Raw genomic sequence first — 13,240 nt, 5'->3', positions numbered from 1 at the left:
TTTTTGAATAATGAAGAAAAGCTTGTCGGATTTGGGCAAGCTTTTCTTCGTTTTTTTATCTGAACTTGTGACAAGCAGGTCATCGAATCGATAGTGTACGTAAGCTATCTTATTTTTTTGCGTTTCAAGTCTCTATACGAGGGGGAAGACTGGTATGTCTGAACATTACTACTCGGAAAATCCGAAAGTGAAGAGTGATCCAAAAGAATGGTCTGCAGAGTTACGCGGAAAAACATTTCGATTTAAAACGGATGCTGGCGTGTTTAGTAAAGGTGAAGTGGATTTCGGTTCGCAACTTTTAGCTGAGGCTTTTGTCTTGCCGGAAACGGAAGGTTTAATTCTTGATATTGGTTGTGGGTATGGTCCAATTGGTTTATCGATTGCCGCATCTTTTCCGGAACGGAGCGTTCACATGGTCGACGTGAATGAACGTGCACTCGCTCTTGCTGCGCATAATGCAAAACAAAACGGCATTTCAAATGCAGAGATTTATCCAAGTGATGCATTATCCGATGTCACGGCAGAGGGGTTTGCTGCAATTTTGACGAATCCGCCTATCCGTGCAGGAAAAGAGACGGTATTCAAATTTTACGAAGGCGCTTTTTCGAAACTTAAAGTTGGCGGTGAGTTGTGGATCGTCATTCAAAAGAAACAGGGTGCACCTTCGACGATAGATTGTTTAACAGGGCTATTCGGCAATGTTGAGACAGTCGTTAAGAAGAAGGGGTATTATATTTTAAGAGTCGAAAAAAATTGACTCGATAGTATTGATATGGTAATGTTATAAAATGCATAAATTATTATAGTGCGGTCGTATGCCCTTTTGCATGAATAATGGAAATGAAAGGCATACTGACAATGTATAAAAGATGGTAAAACCGAAAATGAGCTCTTGCCAGAACTCGTTTTCTTTTTGTTTTTTCGATATCATACACTATTTTTGTGGTTTCGCAAAGAACTAATATTGTTTTATAAGGGGTGAAAGAGTTGACAGGTCATTTAGTTCAGTATGGTCAACACCGTCAGCGGAGAAGTTTCGCACGGATCAGCGAAGTGCTCGATCTGCCGAATCTGATTGAAATCCAGACGGCATCTTATGAGTGGTTCTTAGAAGAAGGACTGCTGGATATGTTCCGCGATATTTCTCCGATTCAAGACTTTACGGGAAATCTATCGTTGGAGTTCATCGATTATACTCTTGGGGATCCTAAATACCCTGTAGAGGAATCGAAAGAGCGTGATGTAACGTTTGCAGCGCCGCTACGTGTAAAAGTTCGTCTCCACAATAAAGAGACGGAAGAAGTAAAAGAGCAAGATGTCTTTATGGGTGATTTCCCGCTCATGACAGAAAATGGTACATTTGTTATTAATGGTGCGGAGAGGGTAATTGTCTCCCAGCTCGTCCGGTCCCCAAGTGTTTATTACAGTGATAAAACGGACAAAAACGGTAAACGTGGTTTCGGTGCAACTGTTATTCCGAATCGCGGTGCTTGGCTCGAGTATGAAACAGATGCAAAAGATGTTGTTCACGTCCGTATTGATCGGACACGTAAGTTGCCAGTTACAGTACTCCTTCGTGCACTCGGATTCTCATCCGACCAGGAAATCATTGATTTAATCGGTGATAATGAGTATTTGCGCAACACACTTGAAAAGGACAACACTGAAAGCTCTGAAAAAGCATTGCTTGAGATATACGAACGTCTTCGTCCAGGTGAGCCACCAACACTAGATAGCGCGAAGAACCTTTTGTTCTCACGATTTTTTGATGCAAAACGGTATGATTTAGCGAATGTAGGTCGCTATAAGATGAATAAGAAGCTTCATGCACAAAATCGCTTGTTCAACCAGGTTGTCGCTGAAACACTTGTCGACCCTGAAACTGGTGAAATTCTGCTTGAAAAAGACCAACTCATCGATCGCCGTGCATTGGACCGTCTTCTTCCGCATTTGGAAAAAGGAATCGGTTTCGAAGAGATCACTCATGCAAGTGGAGTTCTTGACGAAAAAATAACAATCCAGTCCATCAAAATTTATTCTCCGAAAAGTGAAGAAAAACAAGTAATCAACGTAATATCGAACGCGTATGTCGATGATTCTATCAAGCATGTAACGCCGGCAGATATCGTTGCTTCAATTAGTTATTTCTTCAACCTTCTTCATGGTGTGGGTAACACGGATGATATCGATCATCTCGGTAACCGTCGACTACGTTCAGTGGGTGAACTTCTTCAAAACCAGTTCCGTATCGGGCTTTCTCGTATGGAACGTGTCGTAAAAGAACGTATGTCCATTAATGATACGCAGTCAATCGTACCGCAACAGCTGATTAATATCCGCCCCGTTATCGCATCTATTAAAGAGTTCTTTGGTAGTTCTCAACTTTCTCAGTTCATGGATCAGACGAATCCGCTTGCCGAATTAACACATAAACGCAGGCTGTCTGCACTTGGACCTGGTGGTTTGACAAGGGAACGTGCAGGAATGGAAGTACGTGACGTGCATTACTCCCATTACGGACGTATGTGTCCAATTGAAACACCAGAGGGACCGAATATCGGACTGATTAACTCACTCTCTACGTTTGCGAAAGTGAATAAGTTCGGATTTATTGAAACGCCATATCGAAAAGTTGATCCTATCTCTGGTAAGGTCACTTCTAGAATCGATTACTTGACTGCGGATGTAGAAGATAATTACGTCGTAGCACAAGCAAACGCAATACTTGCAGAAGATGGTTCTTTTGTTAGTGAGGGAGTCGTCGGTCGTTTCCAAGGGGATAACACTGTCTTTAAACGCGAACAAATTGACTACATGGACGTTTCGCCTAAACAAGTAGTTTCTGCGGCAACAGCATGTATTCCATTCCTTGAGAATGATGACTCGAACCGTGCCCTTATGGGAGCGAACATGCAACGTCAAGCAGTCCCTCTTCTCAATCCGGAATCACCTTTCGTAGGAACTGGTATGGAACACATATCAGCACGCGATTCAGGTGCAGCTGTACTTGCGAAGTTTGATGGAATTGTCGAACATGTCGAGGCTAGAGAAATTCGTGTTCGTCGTATTGAAACAGTTGATGGAAAAGAAGTAAAAGGCGATCTTACAATATATCGTCTTGAAAACTTTATCCGTTCGAACCAAGGGACATGTTATAACCAACGTCCAATTTGTAGTGTAGGGGATCGCGTTAAACCTCTTGATATTCTTGCAGATGGTCCTTCAATGGAGCAAGGAGAGCTAGCGCTTGGTCGTAACGTTCTGATGGCATTTATGACATGGGACGGCTACAACTATGAAGATGCGATAATCATGAGCGAACGTCTTGTGAAAGATGATGTCTATACTTCGGTCCATATCGAAGAATACGAATCTGAAGCGAGAGATACGAAACTTGGTCCTGAAGAAATTACGCGCGACATTCCGAACGTTGGTGAAGATTCGCTTCGTAACTTGGACGACCGTGGAATCATTCGTATCGGAGCCGAAGTTCGTGATGGTGATATTCTTGTTGGGAAAGTGACTCCGAAAGGCGTAACTGAACTGACTGCTGAAGAAAGACTTTTACATGCTATTTTCGGTGAAAAAGCACGTGAAGTCCGTGATACATCCCTCAAAGTACCGCATGGCGCGGGTGGGATCGTTCTAGACGTGAAAGTATTTAATCGTGAAGATGGCGATGAATTGCCACCGGGTGTGAACCAATTGGTCCGCGCATACATCGTTCAAAAACGGAAAATTTCCGTTGGGGACAAAATGGCTGGACGTCACGGAAACAAAGGGGTTATTTCCCGCATCTTACCTGAAGCGGATATGCCTTATTTGCCGGACGGCACACCAATTGACCTCATGCTTAACCCGCTTGGTGTTCCATCACGTATGAACATCGGACAGGTTCTTGAAATGCACCTTGGTATGGCATCTCGTACCCTTGGCATCCATATGGCGTCTCCTGTATTTGATGGGGCGAACGAACGGGATGTTTGGGAAACGATGGAAGAAGCCGGGATGGATCGTGACGGAAAAACTATTCTGTATGACGGTCGTTCAGGTGAAGCTTTCGATAACCGTGTATCAGTCGGTGTCATGTATATTATCAAACTGGCCCACATGGTCGACGATAAACTTCACGCCCGTTCAACAGGACCATACTCACTCGTCACACAGCAACCACTGGGCGGTAAAGCTCAGTTCGGTGGACAACGTTTCGGTGAGATGGAAGTGTGGGCACTTGAAGCCTATGGGGCAGCTTATACGCTTCAAGAGATTCTGACTGTGAAGTCGGATGACGTCGTAGGACGCGTGAAGACGTACGAAGCGATTGTTAAAGGTGAAAGTGTTCCACAACCAGGTGTTCCAGAATCCTTTAAAGTTCTTATAAAAGAACTTCAAAGTCTTGGTTTGGATGTTAAGATGCTATCGATTGATTTTGAAGAAATCGAGTTACGCGATCTTGATGAAGACGATGATATGCAACCAACAGATGCTTTGAATCTTATAAAAGAAAATCAGCCTGTTTGATTAGCCTAGTGAATGATATAAATGAATCTAAGGGGAAATTAACGTTTTCCCCTTTATCTTTTGAATATAAAGTGTGCGCTTGCTCGGAAAAGCCAATTGCAGCGATAAGACTAGAGGGAGGTAGGCTCCTTGATAGATGTAAACAATTTTGAGTATATGAAAATAGGGCTTGCTTCATCTGATAAGATCCGTTCATGGTCATATGGTGAAGTGAAAAAGCCGGAAACAATTAACTACCGAACATTGAAGCCCGAAAAAGATGGTCTGTTCTGTGAACGTATTTTTGGACCTACAAAAGATTGGGAATGTCATTGCGGAAAGTATAAACGCGTTCGTTATAAAGGCGTCGTTTGTGACCGTTGTGGAGTAGAAGTGACGCGTCAAAAAGTCCGCCGTGAACGTATGGGACATATTGAACTAGCAGCTCCAGTTACACATATTTGGTACTTCAAAGGAATTCCAAGCCGAATGGGTCTTATCCTTGATATGACACCACGTGCTCTGGAGGAAATTATCTATTTCGCGTCTTATGTAGTCGTTGACCCTGCGGATACTCCGCTTGAAAGAAAGCAACTTCTTTCTGAACGGGAATACCGTATCTACCGCGAAAAGTATGGTTCTAAATTCCAAGCGCTCATGGGCGCTGAAGCGATTGAACGTCTTCTTGCAGCTATCGATCTTGAAAAAGAGATGGAGTTCTTGAAAGAAGAATTGAAAACAGTTCAAGGGCAACGTCGTACGCGTGCAATCAGGCGTCTAGAGGTTGTTGAAGCTTTCCGTAACTCAGGCAATAAGCCTGAATGGATGGTTCTTGAAGTGTTACCAGTCATCCCGCCGGAGCTTCGCCCGATGGTACAACTTGATGGTGGACGATTTGCAACATCCGACTTGAACGACCTGTACCGAAGGGTCATCAACCGGAACAACAGATTGAAACGCCTATTAGATTTAGGAGCACCAGGAATCATTGTTCAGAATGAGAAGCGGATGCTGCAAGAAGCAGTCGATGCGCTCATCGATAATGGTCGTCGTGGCCGTCCGGTTACAGGACCTGGTAACCGTCCATTGAAATCCCTTTCTCATATGTTGAAAGGTAAGCAAGGACGTTTCCGTCAAAACTTACTAGGAAAACGTGTTGACTATTCTGGTCGTTCCGTTATCGTCGTAGGACCTAACCTGAAAATGTATCAGTGTGGTCTGCCGAAAGAAATGGCGATTGAACTGTTTAAACCGTTTGTTATGAAAGAACTCGTTGAACGAGGTCTTGCGCACAACATTAAGAGTGCCAAACGTAAAATTGAACGCCTCCATTCAGAAGTGTGGGACGTTCTTGAAGAAGTCATCAAGGAGCATCCGGTCTTATTGAACCGTGCCCCGACTCTTCACCGACTTGGTATTCAAGCATTCGAACCAATCCTTGTAGAAGGACGTGCGATTACGCTTCACCCACTGGTTTGTACAGCTTATAACGCTGACTTTGATGGTGACCAAATGGCAGTCCACGTTCCGTTATCCGCAGAAGCACAAGCGGAAGCGCGTCTACTTATGCTAGCAGCACAAAACATTTTGAACCCGAAAGACGGAAAACCAGTCGTTACGCCTTCTCAGGATATGGTTTTAGGAAACTACTACCTTACACTGGAACGTAAAGGCGCGTCAGGAGAAGGTACTTCATTCCGTGATGCGGATGAAGCACTAATTGCTTATCATAACGGTTTCGTGCATCTTCATTCACGTATCGCTATTCAGGCAAGGTCTTTGAATAATCCTACTTTCACTGAGGAACAGAATGCAAAACTTCTTATAACGACAGTCGGAAAAGTGATTTTCAACGAGATTCTGCCGAAATCGTTCCCGTATATTAACGAACCGTCAGACTTCAACTTGCAAATTGAAACGCCAGACAAGTATTTTGTATCTGGAACTGTCAATATAAAAGAGCATGTTGCTGAACAGGAACTAATTGAACCGTTTAAGAAAAAAATCCTTGGAAATATCATTGCGGAGATCTTCAAACGTTTCCATATTACAGAAACGTCAAGAATGCTTGACCGCATGAAAAATCTTGGATTCAAATATTCTACTCGTGCAGGAATTACAATTGGTATATCCGACATTGTCGTTCTACCTAATAAAGATGATATCTTGCATGAAGCACAAGCAAAAGTGGATAAAGTGTTACAACAGTTCCGTCGTGGTCTCATTACAGAGGAAGAGCGATATGATCGCGTTATCTCTTACTGGAGCCATGCCAAGGATGTAATCCAAGACAAACTAATGGACTCACTTGACCACTCAAACCCGATTTATATGATGAGTGACTCGGGTGCCCGGGGTAACGCGTCAAACTTTACGCAGCTTGCTGGTATGCGTGGTCTGATGGCCAATCCGGCCGGTCGAATCATTGAACTACCAATCAAATCGTCATTCCGTGAAGGTCTGACAGTGCTTGAGTACTTCATCTCAACACACGGTGCTCGTAAAGGACTTGCGGATACTGCTCTTAAGACAGCCGACTCAGGTTACTTGACACGTCGACTTGTCGATGTTGCACAAGACGTAATTGTCCGTGAAGATGATTGTGGTACAGATCGCGGATTGGATATCGGAGCACTTATGGATGGAACGGAAGTAATCGAAGGTCTAGATGAACGTATCGAAGGCCGTCACACGAAGAAATCGATTTATCATCCTGAAACAGGCGCTTTGATTCTTAAACGAGATGGCTTGATTACTGCTGATGCAGCTCGTGCCATTTTGGATGCGGGACTTGAACAAATAACAATTCGTTCTGCGTTCACATGTAATACGAAACACGGCGTTTGTAAATTATGTTACGGCATTAACTTGGCAACAGGTGAAACAGTCGAGGTTGGTGAAGCGGTTGGTATTATCGCTGCACAATCTATCGGTGAGCCGGGTACACAGCTTACAATGCGTACGTTCCATACAGGTGGAGTTGCAGGGTCCGACATAACACAAGGTCTTCCACGTATCCAGGAAATTTTCGAATCGCGTAATCCTAAAGGGGTTGCAGTTATTTCGGAAATCAAAGGTCAAATCATTGAAATTGATGAAATACGTGAAGGTCAGAAAGAAATTACGATTGAAGGCGAAGTAGAAACGCGGAAATATCTGACGCCATACAACGCCCGTCTTAAAGTTGACGTCGGTGATATGATTGACCGAGGTGAAGTCATAACAGAAGGTTCTATCGATCCGAAAGAACTGATTGTTGTTAAAGACGTCGTTACCGTTCAAGTCTATCTCTTGAAAGAAGTTCAAAAAGTTTACCGTATGCAGGGTGTTGAAATCGGTGATAAGCACATTGAAGTAATGGTTCGCCAAATGCTTCGTAAAGTGCGCATCATCGAAGCAGGGGACACGGATCTATTGCCAGGTTCACTACTCGACATTCACCAATTCTCAGATGCGAATGCGGAAGTACTTAAAGTCAATAAAATTCCAGCGACTTGTCGTCCTGTTATTCTCGGTATTACGAAAGCTTCACTTGAAACGGAATCCTTCTTATCAGCAGCATCATTCCAAGAGACAACTCGTGTCTTGACAGATGCAGCTATTAAAGGGAAAACGGACGAGTTACTAGGCTTGAAAGAAAACGTTATTATCGGGAAACTTGTTCCAGCTGGAACAGGAATGCAGCGTTACCGTCATATTGTAATGGAACAAGAAAAAGAAAAAGCTACAACTAAGTAAGTTATGATTCTGTAACTTAAACTGAAAACGGGGGAATACGAAAGTAACTCCCCCGACTTTTCGTTTATGTGTTGACAGTTTACCTTACAGGTGATAAAATACAAAAGGTTGATAGTTGGATGTCTGTACTTTGGAGGATATGGAAATGTCTTATGAAAAAGTCGAGCAGGCAAAGAAGACAATCATTGGTACAAAGCAGGCAGTGAAAGCAATCCGTGCAGGGATAGTGATAGAGATTATTATTGCGCAGGATGCAGAAGAACGGATTATTGCTCCAGTAATGGAGGAAGCCAAACTTCGTGACATTCAAGTGACGTATGTTGATTCGAGAGATAAACTCGGAAATGCATGTGGCATTCAAGTCGGTGCAGCTGTGGTTGCGATTACTGATTAATAGTTTTTGTGCATTGAAGCACAAAGACTTTGTTTTTACCCCAAAAATGAACCACCTGGATGTGTGGTCTTACAAAAAGAAGTTCGAAAGGAGGAAAAACCGATGCCTACAATTAATCAATTGGTCCGTAAACCACGTAAATCAAAAGTGACGGGATCTAAATCACCAGCACTCGGAAAAAGCTATAACAGCTTCAAAAAGTCAATGACAAACGTAAACTCACCACAAAAAAGAGGTGTTTGTACGCGTGTTGGCACAATGACACCGAAAAAGCCAAACTCGGCTCTTCGTAAATATGCACGTGTACGCTTGACTAACCAATTGGAAGTCAATGCATACATCCCTGGTGAAGGCCACAACCTTCAAGAACACAGTGTTGTTCTACTTCGCGGAGGACGCGTAAAAGACTTACCAGGTGTTCGTTACCACATCGTTCGTGGAGCACTTGATACAGCTGGTGTAACTGGCCGTATGCAAAGCCGTTCTATGTACGGAGCTAAAAAACCTAAAGTTAAAAAAAGCTAATTAAAATAATCATGATTGATGGTTATTTAAGCGAAATCGCTTAAAAACCTTGAAAGGAGGAATACAACATGCCACGTAAAGGCCCTGTTGCAAAACGTGACGTACTTCCGGATCCGATTTACAATTCGAAGCTCGTTTCACGTCTTATTAATAAAATGATGGTTGACGGTAAAAAAGGTACATCTCAAAAAATCCTCTATGGTGCGTTCGAGCTTGTGAAAGAACGTTCTGGAAAAGATCCACTTGAAGTATTCGAAGCGGCACTTACTAATGTAATGCCAGTTCTTGAAGTTAAAGCACGCCGTGTAGGTGGAGCAAACTATCAAGTACCAGTTGAAGTACGTCCTGATCGCCGTACAACTCTTGGACTTCGTTACCTTGTTAACTACTCACGCACACGCGGAGAAAAAACAATGGAAGAACGTCTTGCGAATGAAATCCTTGATGCTTCTAACAACACTGGTGCTTCTGTGAAACGCCGTGAAGAAATGCACAAAATGGCTGATGCTAACAAAGCATTCGCTCACTATCGCTGGTAAGATTCAGCGATTCATTACTACTCTAATCCGAGACGGAAGGAGATCATATCATGGCTAGAAAATTCTCCTTAGAGAATACACGTAACATTGGTATCATGGCTCACATCGATGCTGGTAAAACAACAACGACTGAGCGGATCCTTTATTATACTGGTAAAATCCACAAAATCGGGGAAACGCACGAAGGTGCATCTCAAATGGACTGGATGGAGCAGGAGCAAGAACGCGGAATTACAATCACTTCAGCTGCTACAACTGCTGAGTGGAAAGACCACCGCGTAAACATCATTGATACTCCAGGTCACGTAGACTTCACTGTTGAAGTTGAACGTTCACTTCGTGTTCTTGATGGAGCTGTAACGGTACTTGATGCTCAATCGGGCGTTGAACCGCAAACAGAAACAGTATGGCGTCAAGCGACTAACTACGGCGTACCACGCCTAGTTTTCGTAAACAAAATGGACAAAACTGGTGCTGATTTCCTTTATTCAGTAGGTACACTTGTAGACCGTCTTGGAGCAAACGCTCATCCAATTCAATTGCCGATTGGTGCAGAAGATACTTTTGCAGCAATTATCGATTTAGTTGAAATGAAAGCAGTTTTCTATGAAGATGATACAGGTTTAAATGCTGAAACAAGAGAAATCCCAGAAGAATATCGTGAGCAAGCAGAAGAATACCGTGAAAAGTTAATTGAAGCGGTTGCTGAATTCGATGAAGCTCTTATGAACAAATTCTTGGATGAAGATGAAATTACAAACGCAGAAATCAAACAAGCGATTCGTAAAGCGACATTGGCTGTTGAGTTCTATCCGGTTGTATGCGGAACTGCTTTCAAAAACAAAGGTGTACAACTTGTTCTTGATGCTGTTATCGACTACCTTCCATCACCACTTGACATCCCACCTATGAAAGGTACAGATCCTGATACTGATGAAGAAATCGAGCGTCACTCAGACGACAGCGAGCCTTTCTCGGCACTTGCATTCAAAGTTATGACGGATCCTTATGTAGGTAAACTGACATTCTTCCGTGTGTATTCTGGAGTTCTTCAATCAGGATCATACGTACAAAACTCTTCAAAAGGTAAGCGTGAACGCGTAGGACGTATTCTACAAATGCATGCGAACTCTCGTGAAGAAATTTCTGAAGTACATTCAGGAGAAATTGCTGCTGCAGTTGGACTTAAAGATACAGGAACTGGCGACACACTTTGTGAGGCTGGTGCACTGATCATTCTTGAGTCAATGGACTTCCCGGAACCAGTAATTTCACTTTCTGTTGAACCGAAAACAAAAGCCGACCAAGATAAAATGGGTATGGCTCTTGCTAAGCTTCAAGAGGAAGACCCGACATTCCGCGCACATACAGACCAAGAAACTGGAGAAGTAATCATTGCTGGTATGGGTGAGTTGCATCTTGACGTTCTTGTAGACCGTATGCGCCGTGAATTCAACGTTGAAGCTAACGTCGGAGCTCCGCAAGTATCTTATCGTGAAACATTCCGCGCTTCGGCGGAAGTTGAAGGTAAGTTCGTGCGTCAATCCGGTGGACGTGGACAGTTTGGTCACGTTTGGATTGAATTCTCTCCTAACGAAGAAGGAAAAGGATTCGAATTCATTAACAACGTTGTCGGGGGATCAGTTCCACGTGAATATATTCCTGCAGTAGAAGCGGGTATCCGTGATTCACTTAATAATGGTGTAATCGCTGGTTATCCTTTGATCGACATTAAAGCTCGTCTATTCGACGGTTCTTATCATGATGTCGACTCAAACGAAATGGCATTTAAAATCGCTGCATCTATGGCGTTGAAAAATGCTGTATCAAAAGTTAACCCAGTTCTACTTGAACCAATGATGAAAGTAGAAGTTCAAATTCCTGAAGAATACATGGGCGATATCATGGGCGATGTTACATCACGCCGTGGCCGTGTAGAAGGTATGGACGCTCGTGGTAATTCACAAGTAGTTCGTGCAATGGTTCCACTTGCTAATATGTTTGGTTATGCAACATCTCTACGTTCTAACACACAAGGACGCGGAAACTTCTCAATGTCATTCGATCACTATGAAGAAGTGCCGAAATCAGTTGCAGAAGAAATTGTTAAGAAAAACAAAGGCGAATAATTTTTATTTTAGCCTGCTATCCATTAAATTAATGAATAGATAGATATGGGATGTTAGAGGGGGCCCCCTTTAGCACCTATATCTATATAAAAACAAAAAAACTTTTATATTTCGAGGAGGATTTCCATAATGGGAAAAGAAAAATTCGACCGCTCCAAGCAGCATGCTAACGTTGGTACAATCGGTCACGTCGACCATGGTAAAACTACACTAACTGCAGCAATCGCAACAGTTCTAGCAAAAAGACTAGGTGGAACAGCAGCATCTTATGCTGACGTTGATAACGCACCTGAAGAAAAAGAACGCGGTATTACAATCAATACTTCACACGTTGAGTATGAAACTGCAACTCGTCACTACGCACACGTTGACTGCCCAGGTCACGCCGATTACGTTAAAAACATGATCACTGGTGCAGCACAAATGGACGGCGGAATCCTAGTTGTTTCTGCAGCTGACGGCCCTATGCCACAAACACGTGAGCACATCTTGCTTTCACGTCAAGTAGGTGTTCCACATCTAGTTGTCTTCATGAACAAATGTGACATGGTTGATGACGAAGAGCTTCTTGAGCTTGTTGAAATGGAAATTCGCGACCTTCTTTCTGAATATGACTTCCCTGGCGATGACATTCCTGTCATTAAAGGTTCTGCTCTTAAAGCGCTTGAAGGCGACGAAGGCTATGAAGATAAAATTATGGAACTTATGGCTGCTGTTGACGAGTATATCCCAACACCACCACGTGATACTGAAAAACCATTCATGATGCCTGTTGAGGACGTATTCTCAATCACAGGACGTGGAACTGTTGCTACTGGTCGCGTTGAGCGTGGAGTAGTTAAAATCGGTGATGTTGTTGATATCATCGGTATCGTTGAAGAACCAAAAGCTACTACTGTAACAGGTGTAGAAATGTTCCGTAAACTTCTTGATTATGCAGAAGCTGGCGACAACATTGGTGCACTACTTCGTGGGGTATCACGTGATGACATCCAACGTGGGCAAGTTCTTGCTAAACCAGGAACTATCGTTCCACACACGAAATTTACATCTGAAGTTTATGTTCTTTCAAAAGAAGAGGGTGGACGTCATACTCCATTCTTCTCTAACTACCGTCCACAGTTCTACTTCCGTACAACTGACGTAACTGGTGTTATCGAACTTCCTGAAGGCGTAGAAATGGTTATGCCTGGAGATAACATTGAAATGACAATCGATTTGATTGCTCCAATCGCTCTTGAAGAAGGTACGAAGTTCTCTATCCGCGAAGGTGGACGTACTGTAGGCGCTGGCGTTGTAGCAACAATCCTTAAATAATTATTTCTTAAAACCGCCCTTTGTGGCGGTTTTTTTTTATTGCCTAGGAAACTATAAAATCTCGTTAAATGGACAAGCTAAGACATAAGGCTTATTCA

8 protein-coding genes are annotated in these 13,240 nt (G+C 43.1%); all 8 read left to right on the top strand.

Annotation, left to right across the window (positions count from 1 at the left end):
- The first annotated feature begins 154 nt into the window (after positions 1–154).
- The 8 genes from MKZ26_RS13445 (at position 155) to tuf (ending at position 13,142) form a co-directional block, all read left to right on the top strand.
- Positions 155–757, top strand: coding sequence for a class I SAM-dependent methyltransferase (locus MKZ26_RS13445; RefSeq protein WP_067204719.1), 603 nt, complete (start codon positions 155–157; stop codon positions 755–757).
- 230 nt (positions 758–987) lie between these two features.
- Positions 988–4,521, top strand: coding sequence for a DNA-directed RNA polymerase subunit beta (gene rpoB, locus MKZ26_RS13440; protein WP_340766484.1), 3,534 nt, complete (start codon positions 988–990; stop codon positions 4,519–4,521).
- 129 nt (positions 4,522–4,650) lie between these two features.
- Positions 4,651–8,238 carry a DNA-directed RNA polymerase subunit beta' gene (gene rpoC / locus MKZ26_RS13435; protein ID WP_067204724.1) on the top strand — a complete coding sequence of 1,196 codons (3,588 nt, stop codon included), beginning with the start codon at positions 4,651–4,653 and terminating at the stop codon, positions 8,236–8,238.
- Between the two features lie 145 nt (positions 8,239–8,383).
- Positions 8,384–8,632 (top strand): ribosomal L7Ae/L30e/S12e/Gadd45 family protein, encoded by a 249-nt coding sequence (locus tag MKZ26_RS13430; protein WP_067204727.1) that lies wholly within the window; start codon positions 8,384–8,386, stop codon positions 8,630–8,632.
- Between the two features lie 102 nt (positions 8,633–8,734).
- Entirely contained in the window at positions 8,735–9,157 is a 423-nt protein-coding gene (rpsL, locus tag MKZ26_RS13425) for a 30S ribosomal protein S12 (protein ID WP_067204730.1), read from the top strand.
- Between the two features lie 68 nt (positions 9,158–9,225).
- Positions 9,226–9,696 (top strand): 30S ribosomal protein S7, encoded by a 471-nt coding sequence (gene rpsG / locus MKZ26_RS13420; protein WP_067204733.1) that lies wholly within the window; start codon positions 9,226–9,228, stop codon positions 9,694–9,696.
- 50 nt (positions 9,697–9,746) lie between these two features.
- Entirely contained in the window at positions 9,747–11,825 is a 2,079-nt protein-coding gene (gene fusA / locus MKZ26_RS13415; protein ID WP_067204735.1) for an elongation factor G, read from the top strand.
- A 129-nt stretch (positions 11,826–11,954) separates the two neighbouring features.
- A complete protein-coding gene (tuf, locus tag MKZ26_RS13410) occupies positions 11,955–13,142 on the top strand; it encodes an elongation factor Tu (protein ID WP_067204738.1) in 1,188 nt (395 codons plus the stop codon).
- Positions 13,143–13,240: the final 98 nt, after the last annotated feature.

It is taken from the genome of Sporosarcina sp. FSL K6-6792, from assembly GCF_038004885.1.
In the GTDB taxonomy this organism is placed as follows: domain Bacteria; phylum Bacillota; class Bacilli; order Bacillales_A; family Planococcaceae; genus Sporosarcina; species Sporosarcina psychrophila.
This window is presented reverse-complemented; position numbering and strand designations above follow the sequence as displayed.

Coding starts and splice junctions, on each gene's coding strand:
- rpsG (WP_067204733.1), top strand. CDS start 9,226: ATGCCACGTAAAGGCCCTGTTGCAAAACGTGACGTACTTCCGGATCCG.
- MKZ26_RS13445 (WP_067204719.1), top strand. CDS start 155: ATGTCTGAACATTACTACTCGGAAAATCCGAAAGTGAAGAGTGATCCA.
- rpsL (WP_067204730.1), top strand. CDS start 8,735: ATGCCTACAATTAATCAATTGGTCCGTAAACCACGTAAATCAAAAGTG.
- MKZ26_RS13430 (WP_067204727.1), top strand. CDS start 8,384: ATGTCTTATGAAAAAGTCGAGCAGGCAAAGAAGACAATCATTGGTACA.
- fusA (WP_067204735.1), top strand. CDS start 9,747: ATGGCTAGAAAATTCTCCTTAGAGAATACACGTAACATTGGTATCATG.
- tuf (WP_067204738.1), top strand. CDS start 11,955: ATGGGAAAAGAAAAATTCGACCGCTCCAAGCAGCATGCTAACGTTGGT.